The following is a 21,110-nucleotide window of genomic DNA, read 5'->3' on the forward strand; positions in this document are numbered from 1 at the left end:
CTTCCTAATTAATTATCAGTAACGGTAAAGGTCGCAATCTCAGATTCATTCCCATGTTCATCTACAACTATATATCTTAAGGTTCCCGAAGATGTTGCAGATCCACTGGGATTGCTAATATAAATTGACCAACCGGACGAAGTACTTCTTGCAAAACTAAATGTTAATCCACTCAAGGTTTCATCGACTTTCCGTAGCTCATAATAATCATCTTCTGGGTCTGTAATAGTAAAACCATTATCTTCTAAATTGAACGCTTCAAAGGTCCTCAGAGAATTCCAGGAAATTTCGCTATTTTTAATACTAAAAGTCAAAGGATCAATTGAGGGCTTTTCATTTCCGCTTGGTATTGGGGCAGGTTTAAGTACGACTTCAACTGGATCAGATTCTGCACCGTAGTGATCAATAGCGATAAATTTAAATGAATACGTTTCATTTGAAACAGGATATTTAGGGGTATACACCACGTATCCTGATCCTGGCATATAGCTTTCAACATCACTTAAAACCCCTACATCCACATCAACTGGTTTCTCAACAATCCTGTATGTTAACGCTTTAATATCTCCATCAGGATCTTCAGCATAAAAATCTATGGTTTCACTGTATCCTAAACGACTGACTTCAATTTCAAGGTTATTCGTTTTTGCGATTGGTTTTTGATTAGGGATTGTTGTTCCGATGGGCACTATATCAATCTTAACTATGTCAGATTCATTTGCAGTATTGTCATAACCAGAGTCCGTCACCTGAAGTTTAAAGTATAAAGACAACACCCCACTACTAACCTGTGGCGCCACAAAAGAAGGTTGATCAGTGGTTGGGTTGATTAGATTTACTTTATCAGGATTACTTGTACTTACTGGATTCCCTGAAGAGTCCACTTGCTCCCAACTGTATTCTGTATATGGGAAGAACTCTTGGCAATTACCGCCTGGGTCTTCAGAACCATATAATTTTACAGAATCCGTACCTGAGAGTTCTTGCCTATCAACACCAGCATTTGCAATCAAATAACAAGCATGAACAACTGTAAATACCACAGTATCTTCGAGCGAATCATAACCATCGTTGTCTTGAACGATCAATCCAAATTTGAGCTCTTTCTTTTCATCTTTGGCAACTGTTGGAGCATCAAAATTTATACTTCTACCATTAGTGGAAGTAACATTAATTAGTACCGGCTCTCCCTCTAACTGTCTCCAAACATACTTTACAACATCTCCATCAATATCATACCCACTGCCAGATGTGTAGTGGGTTTCCCCACCATTTATCATCGTATCACCTCGAGCATCTGCAACAGGAACCTTTGGATCTGGAAGATTTAATGTCACCGTTGCAATTTCAGAAACAGCCCCATGAATATCTGTAACTCGATATTCAAATTGGTCGATAGCACCTATATCACTCGGTATTGACCAACCATTGGCATAATAATCAGCAAATTTCTCATCAGATTGTGCCCCATACAAGTCTAATTCACCCTTACTTGGCGCTGATACAATCTCATAAATGAGCGAGTCAGTCTCTCCGGTATCTGCATCAAAACCTCTAAGCTCTATATCATTATAATTACCAGGTATTATAATTATTTCGAAAGACTCCGCTGTCGGTTTGGTATTAATAGAGGCTGGCTCAACAGTTACAACCACTGAAGAAACTTTAGAAGCAAATGATTTTTTATCTCTAACGATTAAGTTAAAAGTGAATGTTTCGGTTGTAGAAATTCCTGTTGGAGCGTCAAAAGTGGGATCTTCTGAGCTAGCATCATCCAATACAATGCCCACAGGACTAGTCCAGCTATAAGTCACATCAGCGCCATCTTCAGTATCAGACCCGGTTCCGTTTAATCGTACCTGTGAGCCGGCATTGACTGTTTGAGCGCTTCCTGCATCAGCTACAGGACGATCATTCACGTTAATTGTTACTGTCGCTGGTAGTGAGTTATCTTTGCCATCAAATACTTTATACGTAAAAGTATCCACGCCAAAAAAGTCATCGTCAGATGTATATTCATAAGTAGCGGTACTTCCTACACCTGTAACATCAATAACTCCACCAGCTGGGTTTGTTCGTTCAACAATTGTCAAAGTATCACCCACATCATCATCCGTACCGCCCATTCCATCAAGAAGTATTGTTTCTCCCTGATTGACATCAACGCCAAATGAATTGGCAACGGGTATTTTATTGAGCGCACCAACGTTAATTGAGACAAGTGCTGGATCTGAATATAATAAACCATCATTGACTGTAAAGTTAAATTCATCATATCCTGTAAATGATGAATTTGGTGTATAAATTATATCGGGAGGCGTACCTGATAAAGAGCCATTTTCAGGATCTATTGAGTCATAACTATAGTTTAAAGAAGTATCATCATTATCAACATCACTGCCGGTTAACGTAATATTGATCGGCTCTCCTTCCTGAGTCGAGATTGATTGTGGATCAGCAATCGGAGCATCATTGATTGCTGTTACTTCGATATCTATTGTTGCAACATTAGAGCTTTCAAACCCATCATTAACCAAAAATGTAAAACTATCAGAACCAAAATAATCTGTGGTTGGTGTATACACCACATTAGGCAAGGCAGAACCTAAATCTGGGTCTAGTTCTATTATTCCATTGGTAGTAGAAAGTGGTGTATTTAAATTAAATACGATTGGATCACCATCCTCATCACTTCCCGTTAATGTGATTTTTAACGGCACATCTTCATCTGTTGTTAATTGCTGAGGCTCTACAAGTGGGGGAGTGTTATCTATCGGCGGTTTTTTAACAATAACTTTCACGACGCCTGTATGCGTCAGTTTTGCCTCATCGGTCACGACTAAAGCATAAAGCAATGCGATCTCTTGATTCGGCGCGGCTAAAACTTCTGCCTCGCTTGGGACTGTAATGGTGGGACTTGAGTCAAATCTATCACTGACAGGAACAGGGTATTGCGTTTGCTGATCGACTCGAAACCAGGTGAAATTGATTATGTTACCGCTATCGTGACTACCGCTACCATCAAGAACAATTGTCTCGCCGGGTGATGCAAATAATTCGGCAGGCACATTCGCTACAGGACGCGAAGCCAATGGAAAGTCGCGAGGCAAGCTACTAACAGATACAACATCGATAGCCTGCTTTTCCTGTAAACGCTTTGCGTATTTTTTCGCATGCGCGATGGGGTTATCTCTAATTACCGCTTGCATGCGCAAGAACCACTGATCACCGTCAGCAGACAAGTTTCCGTCATTGGAAAAATCATCGCCTATCTCATCAATCATCGATTGTGGGTCAACGTCATGTGTACGGGCAACTTCCATTAGTGCACCTGACAATAAAAGCAACATGGCACTATTGCTTTCGTCATCAGAACTAGAAAAATCCAAAGAATGAATTTGCTCTATTCCGAATACCTTCACAAGCTCGTCATTCGCCTGCTTGTGTGATTGGTTAAAACTTTTACCTTCTGCCATTAACTTCTGAGTTCTCTGGGCTTGCCAGTGTGTAAGCATATTGACTGAATTTAAGTTTGATTCATTATCGGTACTTTGAGTGATTGCTGTTAATGAAATCGGAGTTTCTGACTCTGTCCCTGAAGATTCATCAAAGACTTTTCCTTTGGCCTGCAAATAAAGGTTTACAGGCGAAGTAGTATCCCACTCAGCCGGAAGTTCGAAGGTGAACTCACCATTATTAGCGCTTACCTTTGCAGAGATCGTATCACCTGTCGGCTGACCGACAGAATCCAGTCTGGATATTTCAACTGGCGTATTGATCGAGAATGGACCTTTTTGGGCGACCCCCGTTGCTATCTTTGTCGCCTGTTGAATAGTGTTTGAAGAGGAAGAGGAAGAGGAAGAGGAAGACGTTGAAGAGCCGCCACCGCAAGATGACAATAGCGATAGAACAAACGATAGCATTAGCAGCTTAATCATTTTTGAGCAGCTAATACAGATTCCTTTCACAACTCCCTCTCAATACGTTTGTTATATTCCATCACAATAAACTATAGTCCAAATTATAATTGTTGGTAATTTCAGTGTTTTCCATCACACTGGCAGCATAAAAACGCAACTGCTTTCCACACTGACTTACTGATGCTAACCTGTTGATAATAGAAAAAAGGGTAATTTTTCACATTTTAGGGTTAATTCACTATTATTTAGTTAACTACTTCTTTGTCATATAATTTTCGAGGGTAATAAGCTGTTTAGTAAACATAAACAATCTCTACTACCCATCATTACAGGTATCGTTTTAACCATACTTGCTGCTCTTTTTTATTTGAGCGACGATCCAACAAGTATAGATATACAACAAAGACTCGAAGCGATTCCCTACGACATCCGCCTAAAGCTCAGCACTCCTATTGAAATAACAGAACTTCCGCCGATAATCATTATCGACATTGACGAAGCGAGCATAAAAAAAGACGGGCGTTGGCCCTGGGAAAGAAAAAAAATAGGCACACTGGTCAATAAACTGCATGAGAACAATGTTGCAGTTATCGCAATGGATGTCGTGCAATCAGAGAAAGAACAAAACCCTCTAGAGAAAGTAAAGATTGCATTAAATCAAACAGGTGAAGAACTACCTGACTGGTATTTAAAGATAGAAAACAACCTCAACGGGGATAGCTTTTTTGCCGACAGCATTAAAGATAAAGAAGTCGTTTTAGGCTATCCATTTCACAGAAAACTGGTGACTCAATCGGGAAAACTGGCTAGTTCTGCCATAGTAAGCGACATTGAAAATACGGAAAAACTCACGGCGATTCACATGCTCGGGTATACCGCAAACCTGAATGAGTTTACTAACAATTCTGCCGGAAGTGGTTTTTTCAGCATTGCCCCTGATAGAGATGGAACCATTCGAAGAGCCCCGGTAGTGGCTGTCTACAACAACCAGATTTACCCTTCTTTAGCGCTGGAAACGGCGCGCATTTATTTACTGGAAGATGAAATAAAACTGCATACTGATTTTGTAGGAAGCGCGCAAACGATCACCCATTTAAGCATGGGAAAAATGGTTATCAAAACGGATGCTCAAGGACAGATACTCATCCCTTACCTAGGCAAACAAAAACATTTCCCCTATATCCCTGCAAGCGAGATCTTGCATAGCAAAAAAACATTTCCCGAGTTAGAAAATGCAATCGCTTTAGTAGGTACATCTGCTGTTGGTTTGTCAGATCTGCGCCCTACTCCAGTTCAAGCTAGCTTCCCAGGTGTGGAAATTCAGGCAAATATTCTTCATGGTTTATTACATCCGGAAAACATTGCTTATGTGCCAGATTGGGCTGCTGGGGCAACGGTTATGACGCTTGCTGTCTTGAGTTTATTCATGGCGCTGTTTTATCCATTGCTACAACCCATGGGCTTAGTTATTTCAGGCACAACACTCGTCTTCGTCATGTTTGGGTTTAATTACTGGATGTGGTCTTCTCATCACATCAATTTACCGTTGATTATTCCCCTACTCACCGTAATGGCGGTTTCATCGATTCATGTTATCTACGATTTGATCAAAGAAAACAAAGGTCGGCGACGTATTCACGATATGTTTGGTCAATATGTACCGCTTGAACACATCAACAAGTTGATCGAGTTCCCGCACGCGGTAAATACCGATGGCGAAAAAAGAGAAATGACCGTGCTTTTTTCTGATATCAGAGACTTCACAGCACTGTCAGAACCGTTAACAACACGACAATTGAAAACTTTTCTCAATCAATACCTGACACCTATTACTGAAATCATCTTTAATAACCAGGGCACGATTGATAAATACGTGGGTGACATGGTGATGGCATTTTGGGGGGCCCCTATTTACCACCCTCAGCATGCTACCAAAGCGGTTATTGCGGCTATGGAAATGCAACAGAAAATCAAGAAAATGCAGAAAACATTTAAGGACATGGGAATCAATAATATTGCTGCAGGCATTGGTATTCACACGGGCGAGATGAATGTGGGAGACATGGGGTCCGACTATCGAAGGGCTTATACCGTGTTAGGAGATGCGGTTAATTTAGGATCACGCCTTGAAGGATTAACCAAATACTATGGCGTTGGGATTTTAGTCAGCGAAGAGACTAAACTACAATGCCCTGATATTGTTTTCCGCTATATCGATAACGTTAGGGTAAAAGGCAAACAGGATTCTATTAAAATCTACGAACCTCTGAAAACGCTAAACCAGTTAACTGAGTTACAGAAAACCCAACTAGAAAATCATGAGCAAACCTTTGCTGAGTATTTATCAGGAAAGTGGGAAATAGCCCATGCTGGCTTTCGCCAATTATATGAAACCTCAAACGATCCGCTTTATCGGGTTTATCTAGAAAGAACCGAAACCATCCTGAAAGAACAACCTACTGACTGGGACCCTATTCATAATCACACTGAAAAGTAATATAAGAAAGTGCCTATAAGTAGGGGGGTGCCTTAGTTGATTCAGTTAGATCAGGAAGCTTAAGCATTTCAATCAAGCACCCCGTATAAACTACAAATCATAAACTCATTGAGCGTATGAAACACGATATATAGCGCCAGCCCTATCATCAGATATCAGTATTGAACCATCTTTGAGAACAAGCACATAAGCTGGTCTGCCCCAGGCTTTTTGACCCTGTAACCAACCCGTTACAAATGGCTCATATTTGGTCACTTTCTCATCTTCGTCACTACCTGTAATCGTTGCCATCATGACTTTATAGCCAGATTTTTTACTGCGATTCCATGAACCATGCTCTGCGACAAACAACCTGTTTTTATAAGCTTTTGGAAATTGTTTGCCTGTATAAAAAGCAATACCCAATGGCGCTACATGTGCACCCAATGCCTGAATAGGTGGCGTAAACGCTCGACACGATAAATCATTGAATTCAGGATCTGCGATGGTTCCACCGTGACAATAAGGGAAACCAAAATGCTCCTGAAATTCATCAACACGATTGATCTCATCAGGGGGAATATCATCGCCCATCATGTCTCTGCCGTTATCACTCAACCATAATTTTTTTGATACGGGGTGCCAGGTAAAACCTACGGTATTACGAATACCTCTCGCCTCTACGCGTTCATCCGTACCATCGGCTTTCATACTGCGAATCACGGCGTAATCTTTCTTCAAGCACACATTACACGGCGCACCGATGGCCATATATAAGCGGCCATCCGGACCGAAATCCATATATCGCCAACCGTGGTGTGTTTCAGAAGGTAAATCATCTCGAATTAAAGTAGGAATCGGCGGGTTATCTAATCGAGCCTCAATATCATCCATTCGAAATAGTTTATCTACAGCGCCTATGTAGAGTGCTTTGTCTCGAAACGCTAAACCGTTCGGCATGTTTAGATCTTCAGCAATAATATAGCGTTTATTATGCTTAATCGCGTAAACGACACCTTCGCTTCTTGTGCCCACAAACAAGGTGCCATTAGTACCCAAAACCATGGTTCTCGCATTAGGCACATCACTTTCAAATAACTCTATCTTGAAACCAGCAGGGACTTTTAACAAATCAAGATTGGATTTTGCCGCAGCAAATTGATGGATCAAAAGAGCCATTGCAAACAACACAGATTTAACGATTAAACTATTCATAGTTTTACACCCCCCTACTTATAGGGCTTTTTTTAATTGTTTGATTCGAAAACATCGTTATTAATATTCAAACTGCATAGGAAAAAGCAAAAACAATACAAACACTTAAACACGCCATGGATAATTGCATTATTAAAAAATATCCCCAGTATCTATTTAGCGCCAATATTAACGTGAAAGTTCAGTTTTATGTGAACAAACCGCATTAAACGAGCAAGTAGAACATTGACTGTTTAAACTATTTTATAGGGCACCCCCCTACTTTGGGGCCTATTTCTTTTCTATTTCTACAGGTTACATCGCGTCACAATATGGTATTATCCGCCACCTAAACAACCGAAAATGATAAACATGACCGAACGTACAGCCACTATCACACGTGATACTTTTGAAACACAGATTACCGTCAATATAAATTTAGACGGCACGGGAAAAGCGCGCTTCAAAACCGAAGTACCTTTCCTTGAACACATGATGCACCAGATAGCGTTGCACGGCATGATCGATATTGAAATCGAAGCCAACGGTGATCTGCACATAGATGCGCATCACACGGTTGAAGATATCGGTATCTCACTGGGTCAGGCATTTGCAAAAGCGATTGGCGATAAAAAAGGCATCCGTCGTTACGGTCACGCTTATGTACCACTTGATGAGTCACTATCTCGCGTAGTGATTGATTTTTCTGGTCGTCCACATTTGGAAGATACCGTCGATTACAAACGCCCAATGCTAGGAAATTTCGATACCGATCTATTCCACGAGTTTTTCCAAGGCTTTGTAAACCACGCTTTAGTCAGCTTACACCTGGATAATATCCGCGGTCGTAACGCACACCATATTGCTGAGACTATATTCAAAGCATTTGGACGCGCATTGCGCATGGCTGTTGAAAGAGATGAGCGTTCTGCGAACGCAATACCATCAACGAAAGGTTCTCTATAAACTTTTTCAAATGTTGTCTTATTTAAAACTAAATTGCCCAAATTGCTCTTTATATTCACTCAAGAGCAAGGCGAAGACGCGGAGTTTGCAAGCGCAAACGAGCATCGACAACGCAGTTATTGGGTGGATAGAAAGAGCAAGGTGGGTGATTTAAAAGATGATTGCGGTTATAGATTACAGCATGGGCAACTTACACTCCGTGCACAAAGCCCTTCAACACGTTACCAATGAAACGGTTGAGATAACATCTTCTCCTGATGTCATCAACAAAGCGGATCACATCGTATTCCCTGGTCAGGGTGCTGCTCGTGATTGCATGAGTGAATTACACAAGCGTGAACTCGTCGATGTGGTTAAACAAGTCGCTATTAGCAAACCTTTTCTAGGCGTTTGCATGGGCATGCAAGTGCTGATGGAGCATAGTTCAGAAGGCGGTGGGGTCGACTGTATCGGTCTTTATGAAGGCAAAGTTTTGTACTTTCAAGACCACATTGGCGCGACAGACGAGAATGGTGAGCGACTAAAAATCCCACAAATGGGCTGGAATAAAGTCTCGCATACTCAACAACATCCACTGTGGAATGGCATCAAAGAAAACTCTCGTTTTTACTTTGTGCATAGCTACTTTATTGCACCAGAAGATAAATCAATTATCGCTGGTGAGACTGATTACGGTATTACCTATCCATCTGCTATTGCAAAAGATAATGTCTTTGCGATTCAGGCACACCCTGAAAAAAGTGCGGATGATGGCTTACAACTTTTGAAAAACTTTACCCAATGGGATGGAAACGTTTAGATGTTATTACTACCTGCGATTGATCTTAAAGACGGGCAATGCGTACGCCTAAAACAAGGCCGCATGGAAGATACCACCGTATTCTCTGATAGCCCTGTTGATACAGCTACACGTTGGGTTGAAGCTGGCGCAAAACGTTTACACTTGGTTGATCTGAATGGTGCATTTGATGGCGTACCGGTAAACAATTCTGCTGTCGAAGCAATTGCGAAGAAATTCCCTGATTTGCCGATTCAAATCGGTGGTGGCATACGTGACGCTAAAACGGTTCAGGCTTATCTTGATGCCGGAGTAACTTACTGCATTATTGGTACTAAAGCGGTTGAAGACCCTGAGTTTGTAAAAGACCTTTGCAAGCAATTCCCTGGGCATATTATTGTCGGTATCGATGCTAAAAATGGCATGGTAGCAACAGATGGTTGGGATAAAGTTTCTACCGTTTCAGCGATTGATCTTGCAAAACAGTTCGAAGAAGCTGGTGTAGTCGCGATTGTTTATACCGACATTTCACGCGATGGCATGATGACTGGCGTCAACGTCGAAGCCACGAAAGAACTCGCTGAAAGCATCAATATTCCTGTTATCGCTTCTGGTGGCGTTACCAATATGGACGATATTATCGCACTGTGTAATGTCGAAGCTTCAGGAATCACCGGTACAATTCTTGGTCGTTCGATTTACGAAGGTACGATCGACCTTGCCAAAGCGCATGAGTTCGTAGACACATTTGCTGAGAGAATGGCATAACATGGGATTAGCAAAACGCATTATCCCTTGTCTCGACGTTGATAATGGACGCGTCGTGAAAGGTGTTAACTTCGTCGATATCCGCGATGCAGGCGATCCAGTTGAAGTTGCCGCACGCTATAATCGTGAAGGCGCAGATGAAATTACTTTTCTGGACATAACTGCAAGCTCTGATGACCGTGAAACAACTGTCCACATGGTTGAAGCGATTGCATCCGAAGTGTTTATACCTCTGACTGTTGGCGGCGGTATTCGCAAGGTAGAAGATGTTCGCACGATGCTAAACGCAGGCGCGGATAAAGTAGCAATTAACACCGCTGCTATTCACAACCCAGAATTAGTTAGACAAGCCGCAGAATATTACGGCTCTCAATGCATTGTTGTTGCTATTGATGCAAAAAAAGTCAGCAAAGAAGGCGAACCTGATAAGTGGGATATATTCACTCACGGTGGCCGCAACGACACAGGTATCGATGCCGTTGAATGGGCAAAAAAAATGGCAGACTATGGTGCTGGCGAACTGCTTGTCACCAGCATGGATAAAGATGGCACAAAATCAGGTTTTAACCTACCTTTAACAAAAGCGATTGTAGATGCTGTTAATATCCCTGTTATCGCTTCTGGCGGTGTAGGTAATCTTCAGCATTTAGCCGATGGCGTGACCATCGCTGGCGCTGATGCAGTTTTAGCGGCAAGTATTTTTCACTTTAATGAATACACCGTTGGTGAAGCCAAACAATTTATGCAGGATCAAGGCATTGAAATGCGCATTTAAGGACATATTATGAATAAGAGTATGAGTAATAATACGCTTAGAGACGTTGCAGATGTTCTTGAGGCTCGCAAATCGGCTGAACCTGACAGTTCATACGTAGCAAAATTGTATGACAAAGGACTGGATGCGATTCTTAAAAAGGTAGGCGAAGAAGCGACTGAAGTCGTGATGGCTGCTAAAGATACTGAAAACGGAAAAAGCCCAGATAAAATAGTCTACGAAGTTGCTGACTTATGGTTTCATACCCTAGTATTATTAGCACAACAAAATCTACATCCAGATGATGTTTTAAAAGAATTAGAACGTCGATTTGGAACATCTGGTCTAGTCGAAAAAGCAAGTCGACAGTAAACGCACCAGATAAAAGCATTAAATTAAAAGTCTCTAACTTAGAGATGTTAGCGGTACATTAAAGAATCACAGAAGAGAGGAATAGTATGTTATACGGATTTGGATTAGGCGGAATAAGCCCATGGTCACTATTAATTATCTTAGTAATCGTAGTGGTTATATTCGGCACAAAGCGCCTACGCAATGCGGGTGGTGATTTAGGCGGAGCGGTTAAAAACTTTAAAGACTCTATGAAAAGTGGCGCAGATAGCGTGAATGCCAAGAAAGAATCGATTGAAGATGCTGCTGACGATGTTATCGACGCGACTTCAAAAGTTAAAGACACCACTAAGTCATAAGTTTTTCACAATTTTAGACTAACCCCTTTCGAGTAGTTTTTAATGTTTGATTCTGGCTTTCTGGAAATGCTTGTCATTGGCGTGATTGCACTGCTAGTGGTAGGCCCTGAACGATTACCTGGCCTTGCTTCAAAGGTAGGTAAATTTGTTGGTAAAATGAAGGCATTTATTGCGAATACACGCGAAGATATCGAAAAAGAAATTCGCGCAGATGAAATGCAATCCATGCTTGCCCAACAGAAAGAAGAAATCAGTGAATTACGTGACATGATGAAAAACACCGGCAACGAAGTTTCTAGTGAAGTTAATGAGGCTGCGGAAATGCTCGGTGATAGCATCAATGAAGCCGAAAAAGCTTCCTCAGCAAGTAGTAAATAGACAGTATGAGCGATAGTAAAACTTCGGCCAGTGAACTGCCAACAACCGCTACGGGTGGTTTTCTTTCTCATCTTATCGAAATGCGAGACCGCCTACTAAGAGCGGTTATCGTTATCTTTGTTGCCTTTGTTTGTCTATTTCCCTTCGCTAAAAATATCTATAACTGGCTAGCAGCTCCACTGGTTGATCAAGGCCAGGAAATGTTAATCATTGGCCCTGTCGCGCCATTTCTTATTCCCATGAAGCTAACCTTGATGGTGGCTTTTTTAATTGCCCTGCCTTACCTGTTTTACCAGCTATGGTCGTTTGTTGCGCCAGGCTTGTATAAGCACGAGAAACGCTTAATTTATCCACTAATTGCTTCGAGTATTTTCCTCTTCTATCTCGGCATAGCTTTTGTATATTACATTCTGCTACCGATGATGTTTAAGATCATTCCGCAATTTGCACCTGAAGTGGCCGTCTTTAGCCCGGATATCGCGCAGTATCTCGATTTTACCATCATGATGTTTATGGCATTTGGCTTTGGTTTTGAAATGCCAATCGCCACGATATTACTGATCAGCACAGGTATGACAACCGCTGAAGATTTAAAGAAAAAGCGCCCGTATGTCATCGTTGGTGCTTTTGTTGTAGGCATGTTGTTAACGCCTCCTGATGTAATCTCGCAAATTATGTTAGCCATTCCAATGTGGTTATTGTTTGAATTGGGCATCATTTTTAGCGGCTTCTTTAAAACACGAATCGAAGAAGCGAGCGAAGCCAAAGATAACATCAATGCTGAAAAAGAGGCTGCCGAGAAAACTGCCGCTTCTGCAGCAGCAGGCACCGCCGCGATTAGTGCGGATAAACTCTGGGAAGATGATGATAATTATTATTATGAAGAGTTTGATGAAGACGATTCTGACAACACTATTCATAATGATGAAAATAATGAGACAGGGCTTAACGAATATACTGATGATGATGCTTTCGATATGTCCAGCCCATCTGATGCTGTAGACGAGTCTAAAGATACTGATAATAAAGATAACGAAGATTCTCTGCCTGAAGGTAGTGGCGAAATAAGTGAGTCAGAAGAAGCTGAAAAATTCTATGGCACTGACGTGGTAGAAGATTTTGAAGAGCTTACCGACGACGAAATGGAAGCTGAACTGGATCGTATTGAAGCAGACGAAGAAGACATTACTGATCAAAGCAGTGATGAGACTAATGATGATAAGACTGAAGATAATTCAGATACTGACATCGACGATACTGCTAAAGATGATACAAAAGAAAACGCTCCTACTAAAAAGAATGAAGACTCAAAAGATTAAGAATAATCTTTTGAGTGCTAAATAAATCTAATAAAAACAAAGCTTTGATAAATATCAAACCTCATCTTTAGACTGAATTACAATGAACTATTCAGTTTTTTCATGCTACTATTATTATACCTATGAATATTTAATGATAGTTTCATGAGTCGTGGAATAGCGGCCACAGCTCTCATCTATCCCTCTAAATATTTATAGTTTATTGTTTTTAAAGAATCACGAAGGGGAGCATCCTATGGCGTGTTTAATTAAAAACTTATTAGGGCTAACATCATTAAAAAACGATGATAATTGCGAAGTTCTACCGCCAATTGTTAGATCATTAGTTGGCAGTACGCTTTTTATCATTTTAATGGCAATAGCAAGTCACCTAATAAGAGTGTAATTGATAGACCACTAAAAAAGCCTGCAAATACTATGTTGTTTGTGGGCTTTTTTTCTTCCTGAGATAAAACTTTTCCAGGCCCCTCATCACTCTCATTTTTAGATAAGTCACCCCCCTACTTTGAGCCATATTTTTGAGGGCACGTTTTTCTAAAGAGCATCCTTTAAAATAACATTGTTATCTCACCACGCCCGTAAGTTAAACTACGAGGCTGTTTTACATACCTTGCTTAGCTCATCGAAAGATCTGCTCCCAGCCCACAAACACGATTTCAAATATGAGTATATTTTTTACAGGCTTGATCTTAGGTGCCAGCCTGATCATAGCTATAGGCGCCCAAAATGCTTACGTCCTTAAACAAGGGCTGATTAAGCGACACATATTTATCATCTGCCTAATTTGCGCCTTATCGGATGCTATATTAATAGTGATCGGTACAAGTGGATTAGGAAAGTTTGTGCATAACCACCCAGACTGGCTAAAGATCATTACCTGGTTGGGTGCGACCTATCTTATTATTTTTGGATTAATGAGCCTTCGCTCTGCATTTAAAAGTGAAACACTTGAAATCGCGGCAGCAGATGGTAACTCACAAAACTTACGAAAAGTTGTAACTACCGTTTTAGCACTGACCTTTTTAAACCCGCACGTCTATCTTGATACTGTGTTGCTCATTGGCAGCATTGCCTCACCTTATTCAAGCGAACAACGACTGTATTTTACGGTTGGCGCAGTGTGCGCATCATTCATTTGGTTCTTTTCATTAGGGTATGGAGCACGCTTACTAGCGCCAGTATTTGCTAAACCGAATGCATGGAAGTTTCTTAATATTCTTATCGGGCTAGTGATGTTCAGTATTGCCTACCAGTTAATCACCACCGACTTCGCCGTTATTTAAAAAAACGGCCCCTAAGTAGGGGGGTGGGTTTTGATATTTACTGTTTTACAAACAAAAAAAGAGCCCGCTAAGCGGGCTCTTTGATGTAACAAATACTACATTTTTGCATTTTAAAAGCTTACATTGATAATGCTTTTAAAGAAGTTGCAGCTGAAGAAAAAGATTTGCGCTCATCATCAGGCATTGGAATCATACCCTTTTCAGCCAAGTAGCCATCTTCACCCCAAGTGTTATCTGAAACGAATTCAGCAACAAACTCTTTGATACCCGGTACTTTACCCACATGGTCATTTTTGATGTACATGTAAAGTGGACGAGATACTGGGTATTCACCCGAAGCAATCGTGTCAAAGTTTAGTTCTTTACCGTCGATGCTTGAGCCTTGTACCTTGTCAGAGTTTTGATCAAGGAAGCTAAATCCAAATACACCCAACATATCAGGGCTAGCAACAAGCTTTTGTACGATTAAGTTATCGTTTTCACCAGCTTCAACATACACACCATCTTCACGCACTGTGTGACAAATGTTCTTGTATTGTTTTTTGTCTGTCTTCTTAAGCGCTTTGATCCATGGAACAGTCTTACAACCACCTTCCATTGCAAGCTCAGCAAATGCATCGCGAGTTCCTGATGTTGGTGGTGGACCCATTACTTTAATATCAGTTGCTGGTAATGATGGGAAAATCTGATTCCATTTAGTGTAAGTATTAGGGATCAATTTACCTGTGTAACCACCTTTTCCGTCAGTTTCAGGTACCTGCTTTGCTACTGCGAAGAAGATAGCCTGACGCGTTAACGCATACTTTGGAGAAGCTTTCGAATTAGCGATAGCAATACCATCGTACCCTACTTTAACTTCTGTTAGTTTAATGCCGTTATCTGCACATTTTTTGAATTCTGATTCTTTAATTCTTCTTGAAGCATTAGTGATATCTGGTGTATCGATACCGTTACCCTCACAGAAAAGCTTCATTCCGCCACCAGATCCTGTAGATTCGATTTTAGGTGTCTTGAATTTAGTCTTCTTACCAAACGTCTCTGCAACTACTGTAGAGAAAGGATAAACCGTAGAAGAACCTACGATTTCGATATGGTCACGTGCCATTGCATTTGAGAATGAAAGGGTTGCTATTGCCGTTGCAACAACCAAGCTTACTTTTTTCATTTATTTTTGCTCCAAAGTTTTTATATAAAATCATTAATACAAGATTGGTAACAACGTAATTCATTGCTCACCAAAGCTGCGCAAATAATAGTTTTGGAATGTGACCGCTTTATTACAGAATTGTTAAGGTTTTATGACAATGCATCCAGCGCTTGTTAATTCTGGCTTAGCTCTGGCTCATCTCATCTCTGGCTAAGTTCTGATTCAGCGCTTATCACAGTGAAAACGATACCCAATGCCACGAACGGTTTGTATGGCGTTGTCATAACCTTCTATCGCCAGGGCTCGGCGTAATCTTAAAATATGGACATCCACAGTGCGCTCTTCAACATAAGGACTGCGACTCCAAACCTGATTCAATAGATTTTCCCGACTAAAAACACGATCTGGGTGTTCGATTAAAAATAACAACAGCCTGTATTCAGTTGGGCCTAAATCTAATGCCTCTCCCACTAACGAGACACGGTGTGACAATCTATCAATTTCCAGCTGGCCGACACGAATAACATCCTGCTCTTCAGCCTCTTGATTACTGCGTCTTAAAACGGCTTGAATTCTTGCTATCAGCTCTTTGGGAGAAAAAGGCTTGGTCACATAGTCATCAGCGCCCGCATTCAAGCCCGAAACTTTGTTCGCTTCCTCTGATTTTGCGGTAAGCATGATAATAGGAATTTGACAGGTTGAAACCTGACCTTTTAACGATCTGACTATATCGACACCCGATGCATCAGGCAGCATCCAGTCCATCAAGATCAGATCTGGATCATTGTTCTTTAACAGTAACCGTGTCTGAGAAGCGTCTTCTGCTTCTAATGTTTGAAAGCCTGCTTTTTTTAAAGCGAAGTCAAGCATCGATCGGATTGGCTTCTCATCTTCGACTAATAATATTGTATTCATAGCCCTGCTGTTTTTATTCATTGACCTTGCTATTCAAGCACATCAATATTTCAGAACGATGACAAACAACATTTTGTGTAGAAATATCTGCAAAAAAATGGATAAAAAAAAGCCCCATTAATACGATCATTAATGAGGCTTAAATTCGCTGTTATTACAGCTTTAACATTTAGTGCTTGCCACTAATCTATACACCAATCTCGCCATTATCATCTTTCATAATAACGACTGTTGAGGCACGAGGACGAACGCTAGTTCCCGCAGGTGTTTCCTCTGCCGCGTTTGTGCTATACGGCCAATTACCCGGATGCTGAATATTCACAAAGAAATTCTTTTGATCAGGCGTCAAAGAAAGCCCTGTGACTTCACAATTATTCGGCCCAACAAAGAAACGTCTCAACTCTGCTTGATTGCTCGCAGATAATACTTCCTGATTACCGTCCGCATCGACCAGTTTAGAGGGAACAACTGCTAGCATTTGATCGTTGGTATAACTTGTCACTTCGTCAGCACCGTTATCGGTTTGTACCCACATGATTCCGCGAGCATCAAAAGCCATACCATCTGGACTCGCAAACTGATTGAACTCATCCAGCCCCGAAAGATTTGTTTCAGCATCTGCGTCTTCAGGTGACCCAAAGACAAAGATATCCCAATCAAACTCATTGCTGCCTTCGACTTCATCCCAACGAATAATATGTCCGAACGCATTATTCAAACGCGGGTTTGCCGGGTTAGTCGTATCAGTTCGCTGCGTATTGTTGGTGAGTGTCAGATAAACCGTGCCCGTTACTGGGTCCACTGCTGTCCACTCAGGACGATCCATTGGGGTTGCCCCAACTATATCTGCCGCACCAGCGGTATTAAGAATAATATCAGCCTGGCTGCTAAAGCTATTTGCCAATGTTTCGCTACCGTCGGCAGATGGAGTAGTTAATACCAAAGGTAACCACATTCCTTTTCCATCATCATCAAAACGCGCTACGTATAAAGTGCCAGAATCCATGTACTTAGCACCAACGTCCAAACGATCTGTTCTGTCAGCATCTGCAGGATCCCACATTGCAGTTGATTCAAATTTATACAGATACTCAAAACGTGAATCATGCCCGGAATAAAACACAATCGGCTTGCCAGCTTCTAACTTACCGTAGGCACAGCCTTCATGACGAAAACGTCCTAATGCTGTTCTTTTAACCGCTGTAGAATCTGGGTTATAAGGATCAATTTCTACGATATACCCGTAGCCATTTGCCTCATTTCTATAGTCTTCCAAGGCATTTGCGCCAGTTGGTGTTAGGTTAAATCGACTAAATTCACCTTGAACTTCATCTGCACTACCCGCTTGATCATGCCAGTTGTATCTGCCACTGGTTAAACTTGAAATACCAATTCGCTTCTGGTCTTCAGTCATGGTTGCTTCATCGGCAACAAAATAACCTGGCCAGTTTTCTTCACACGTTAAGTAAGTTCCCCAAGGTGTAGAACCGTTTCCACAGTTATTCAAAGTACCGCGAGTTTTGTTACCCGCCGTTGAAAAAGGTGTGATTAATGCTGCTGTCATCGCTAATGGACCAGAGATATCCATTTCAGTTGCTGCAGTAAAACGACGATTATGAGCGTCATCTTTAACCACTTGCCAGCCGTTATCCGTTAATTGAACACGCACTACCGTAACGCCATGAGCATTTATTTCTTTACGTACAAATTCCGAATCTCTAATTGCTCCGTCATAGTGCAGCGCATTGCTATCAATATATTCATGGTTGATACATAAAAGACCGTCTGTTGAACTGCCATCCAGAGGAAAGAATTGCATACCATCATGATGCATACCGAGTGAATTTGCCTGATCTAAGGCGGTGTTAGTACCGTCACTCTTCCACTCAGAAGCGATGCTGTTTAGCGGCGTTCCCCATGGTGCTAACACCTGAGCGCTATAACCTACTGGCACCACAACAGCGTCTGTTTTAGATCCTGCGATAGATTTAAAACCTAATGAAAGAGATTCTGATGCTTCATCATCACTACTGCTGCTGCTGTTACAACCCGCTAATCCAAAACTACTGAACAGACCTAAAGCAGCAAATGCAGCACCACCTTTAAGTACGTCACGTCTTGATAGCTTTTTTTCTAGCACGGATGAAAATGGCTCATTAGCGCTATGGTTATAACGCGTTGGGTCAAATGTTTCTTTACTCACAATTATTCCTTTTTGGTTTGATTTATAAAATGCCGTAGCAAGCCAGGGAATAGTAAGAAGGTAATATGAAGGTTAAATTACAAAATGGTTAAGGTTTTATGAAATGCAGGTTTTAATCGGATCTATATAAAACTAGAGAGAGAGAGAGAGAGAGAGAGAGAAATAAACAAGAAAGTCTGATGTATTAAACGAAAGGCAACGTTTATACATTTGCACCTCCCTAAATAGGCATTAAAAAAAACGCCTATAAGTAGGGGGGTGCCTAATCAAAAAATTAACAAGGAATTAGTCGTCTACAACTCGACTGGCAGGGAAACACACAGAAAACGTTGAGCCTCTGCCCACTTCACTTTTGATGTCCAGCTTGGCGCCATGTCGTTGGGCAATATGCTGAACAATTGCCAGACCCAAACCCGTGCCGCCTTTATCGCGGGAACGCCCTTTATCAACACGATAAAAACGCTCCGTTAAATGCATTAAATGCTCAGCCGGAATGCCTTGACCATCATCGACAACAGAGAGGCAGCCTTCGCCTTTTGCAGATTTCTTCCAAATCACTTTTACTTTGGTGCCATCCTGAGTATGACGGACTGAATTGTGGACGAGATTACTGCACACACTGATAATTTCCGCATCAGAGCCTTTTATCTTCAAGCTCTCATCAATGTCTTTTTCTATAATATGCGTATCACCGGTAATCAAGGTCGCTTCATCATGGCAGATTCTATTCAGGACTGAAGGTACGTCGATGATGCTGCTAGAGTTATCGCTCAGCTCGGAATTTTCCAGACGCGACAAGGTGAGTAGATCTTCGATAATGCGCTGCATTCTAATAGATTGATCAGAGGCTGCTAACACCGCAGGTTGCAAGCTATCAGGTAGATTATCATCTTCCTGCATAATCTCGAGATAACCTGCTATTACCGTCAACGGCGTACGTAGTTCGTGTGATGCATTGGCGATGAAGTTTTTACGCATTCTATAGATGGTAGCGCGTTCACTCACATCTCTTGCGACTAGAAGCTTCAAATCTCCCTGAACCGGAATAATCTGAATCGCGACTTGTCTTTCAAGGCCGTAATCGCCTGTAGGCAAGCTTACTTCTATTTCTTTGGTGGATTTTGTTTCCAGCAGTTTATTCACTTGCGGTAAGCGAATAATGTTATCGATACGTTGGCCTCTGTCTTTTTTGATATCGACATTTAAGTAGACCTGAGAAATGCCGTTTGCCCAATCGATTTCATTATTGCCGTTAAGCACGACTGTTGCATAAGGTAGCGCGGTGATAATACCTTGCAAGCGCTTGAGTAAATTCACCATGCGGTCTTTGCGTCGGTCACTCTTTTTATGCGTATTCTGGATTTGCTGGGTAATCCGTTCCCAAATGCCGTTACTGTCGGGTAATAACGAGGGGCTTGCCCCTTTAATTAACCAGATATGTAGTTGTTTGAGTTTGTACAGCAACCAAGCGATATAAGTGACGAGCGAAAGAATCAGGGACAAGGACCAATAGCCCGTGAGCATGCCTCCCACAAAGGCGACAAACAGGACTAACGCGATGCGCCAGCGTTCGGTACTCCAGTCATTACTATCCATCTAATTTTTCAGTAAAGCGATAACCTGCGCCCCTCACCGTCTTTAACATGTCATCAAGCTCATAAGGTTTGAGCACTTTACGCAAACGCAGAATATGGACATCGACGGTACGCTCATCAATAAACGTGCTTTGTCCCCAGACTTGATCTAACAGTTGCGCTCTGCTGTGTATTCTTTCTGGCTTTCGCATAAAGTAATGCAATAAACGAAACTCTGTTTGACCAATATCCACAGTGGCATCATTGATCAAAAGCGAATTATTTTCCAGGTTAATCACCAACGAACCTTTATCTGACTTACGCGTGATTGTTTTATCCACACTTAAACCTTGCGATCGTCTGATTAATGCTTTGATTCTTGCATCTAGCTCTTTTAATGACACGGGTTTCGTCATGTAGTCATCCGCACCAACTTCAAGACCTTTTACCTTGTCCATTTCTTCGGCGCGCGCTGTAAGCATCAAGATAGGAATATCTCGTTGAATTTTATTTTTTCGTATTTGCTTGATAATCTCGGGACCACTGATATCCGGCAACATCCAATCCAGCAAAATAAGGTCTGGGTTCTTCTCGGCAAGCATATCAAATGCCCCCCCCCCACTTTCAGCGGCTTTTACCTTATAGCTCTTGCCCAGCAGAAACCCTTGTAACATTTCTCTTATGGCATGATCGTCTTCAACTAATAAAATTTCAAACATCTAATT

General features: G+C 41.5%; 17 protein-coding genes. 10 read left to right on the forward strand and 7 right to left on the reverse strand.

The annotated features are described in order from the left end of the window. Positions 1 to 8: 8 nt before the first annotated feature. On the reverse strand, positions 9 to 3,938 hold the full coding sequence (locus EV695_RS02190; RefSeq protein WP_131904272.1) for an Ig-like domain-containing protein: 3,930 nt from the start codon (positions 3,936 to 3,938) through the stop codon (positions 9 to 11). Positions 3,939 to 4,287: 349 nt separating this feature from the next. On the opposite strand from EV695_RS02190, the gene EV695_RS02195 reads away from it, so the two are divergent. Continuing rightward, a complete protein-coding gene (locus EV695_RS02195) occupies positions 4,288 to 6,417 on the forward strand; it encodes a CHASE2 domain-containing protein (protein WP_131904273.1) in 2,130 nt (709 codons plus the stop codon). 105 nt (positions 6,418 to 6,522) lie between these two features. Here the strand turns inward: EV695_RS02195 and EV695_RS02200 are convergent, their stop codons facing one another. Next, positions 6,523 to 7,611, reverse strand: coding sequence for a PQQ-dependent sugar dehydrogenase (locus EV695_RS02200; RefSeq protein ID WP_131904274.1), 1,089 nt, complete (start codon positions 7,609 to 7,611; stop codon positions 6,523 to 6,525). A 351-nt stretch (positions 7,612 to 7,962) separates the two neighbouring features. Between EV695_RS02200 and hisB the strand changes: the two genes are divergently transcribed. The 9 genes from hisB to EV695_RS02245 all read left to right on the forward strand — a co-directional run bounded on the left by hisB (position 7,963) and on the right by EV695_RS02245 (position 14,546). Further along, the gene (gene hisB, locus EV695_RS02205) at positions 7,963 to 8,556 is read left to right on the forward strand and encodes an imidazoleglycerol-phosphate dehydratase HisB (protein WP_131904275.1); all 594 of its coding nucleotides are present in this window, start codon (positions 7,963 to 7,965) and stop codon (positions 8,554 to 8,556) included. 157 nt (positions 8,557 to 8,713) lie between these two features. Beyond that, a complete protein-coding gene (gene hisH / locus EV695_RS02210) occupies positions 8,714 to 9,355 on the forward strand; it encodes an imidazole glycerol phosphate synthase subunit HisH (RefSeq protein WP_131904276.1) in 642 nt (213 codons plus the stop codon). Continuing rightward, on the forward strand, positions 9,356 to 10,102 hold the full coding sequence (hisA, locus tag EV695_RS02215; RefSeq protein ID WP_131904277.1) for a 1-(5-phosphoribosyl)-5-[(5-phosphoribosylamino)methylideneamino]imidazole-4-carboxamide isomerase: 747 nt from the start codon (positions 9,356 to 9,358) through the stop codon (positions 10,100 to 10,102). A 1-nt stretch (position 10,103) separates the two neighbouring features. Beyond that, positions 10,104 to 10,877: an imidazole glycerol phosphate synthase subunit HisF gene (gene hisF / locus EV695_RS02220; RefSeq protein ID WP_131904278.1), complete on the forward strand. Its 774-nt coding sequence runs from the start codon at positions 10,104 to 10,106 to the stop codon at positions 10,875 to 10,877. A 9-nt stretch (positions 10,878 to 10,886) separates the two neighbouring features. Beyond that, the gene (locus EV695_RS02225) at positions 10,887 to 11,228 is read left to right on the forward strand and encodes a phosphoribosyl-ATP diphosphatase (RefSeq protein WP_243651430.1); all 342 of its coding nucleotides are present in this window, start codon (positions 10,887 to 10,889) and stop codon (positions 11,226 to 11,228) included. Positions 11,229 to 11,314: 86 nt separating this feature from the next. After that, positions 11,315 to 11,566 (forward strand): Sec-independent protein translocase subunit TatA, encoded by a 252-nt coding sequence (gene tatA, locus EV695_RS02230; RefSeq protein ID WP_131904279.1) that lies wholly within the window; start codon positions 11,315 to 11,317, stop codon positions 11,564 to 11,566. 42 nt (positions 11,567 to 11,608) lie between these two features. Then, positions 11,609 to 11,944, forward strand: a complete 336-nt coding sequence (gene tatB, locus EV695_RS02235) for a Sec-independent protein translocase protein TatB (RefSeq protein ID WP_131904280.1) — start codon at positions 11,609 to 11,611, stop codon at positions 11,942 to 11,944. Positions 11,945 to 11,949: 5 nt separating this feature from the next. Continuing rightward, a complete protein-coding gene (tatC, locus tag EV695_RS02240; RefSeq protein WP_131904281.1) occupies positions 11,950 to 13,263 on the forward strand; it encodes a twin-arginine translocase subunit TatC in 1,314 nt (437 codons plus the stop codon). Between the two features lie 662 nt (positions 13,264 to 13,925). Beyond that, positions 13,926 to 14,546, forward strand: a complete 621-nt coding sequence (locus tag EV695_RS02245) for a LysE/ArgO family amino acid transporter (RefSeq protein ID WP_131904282.1) — start codon at positions 13,926 to 13,928, stop codon at positions 14,544 to 14,546. Between the two features lie 118 nt (positions 14,547 to 14,664). On the opposite strand, the gene EV695_RS02250 is transcribed toward EV695_RS02245, so the two are convergent. The 5 genes from EV695_RS02250 to EV695_RS02270 form a co-directional block, all read right to left on the reverse strand. Further along, positions 14,665 to 15,711, reverse strand: coding sequence for a substrate-binding domain-containing protein (locus EV695_RS02250; RefSeq protein ID WP_131904283.1), 1,047 nt, complete (start codon positions 15,709 to 15,711; stop codon positions 14,665 to 14,667). Positions 15,712 to 15,915: 204 nt separating this feature from the next. Next, positions 15,916 to 16,608: a phosphate regulon transcriptional regulator PhoB gene (gene phoB / locus EV695_RS02255; RefSeq protein WP_131904284.1), complete on the reverse strand. Its 693-nt coding sequence runs from the start codon at positions 16,606 to 16,608 to the stop codon at positions 15,916 to 15,918. 187 nt (positions 16,609 to 16,795) lie between these two features. Beyond that, positions 16,796 to 18,811 (reverse strand): PhoX family protein, encoded by a 2,016-nt coding sequence (locus tag EV695_RS02260; protein ID WP_131904285.1) that lies wholly within the window; start codon positions 18,809 to 18,811, stop codon positions 16,796 to 16,798. 285 nt (positions 18,812 to 19,096) lie between these two features. Further along, a complete protein-coding gene (gene phoR / locus EV695_RS02265; protein WP_131904286.1) occupies positions 19,097 to 20,407 on the reverse strand; it encodes a phosphate regulon sensor histidine kinase PhoR in 1,311 nt (436 codons plus the stop codon). After that, a complete protein-coding gene (locus EV695_RS02270; RefSeq protein ID WP_131904287.1) occupies positions 20,400 to 21,104 on the reverse strand; it encodes a response regulator in 705 nt (234 codons plus the stop codon). The genes phoR and EV695_RS02270 overlap by 8 nt, the downstream gene beginning before the upstream one ends. Positions 21,105 to 21,110: the final 6 nt, after the last annotated feature.

This window comes from Cocleimonas flava (assembly GCF_004339015.1).
In the GTDB taxonomy this organism is placed as follows: domain Bacteria; phylum Pseudomonadota; class Gammaproteobacteria; order Thiotrichales; family Thiotrichaceae; genus Cocleimonas; species Cocleimonas flava.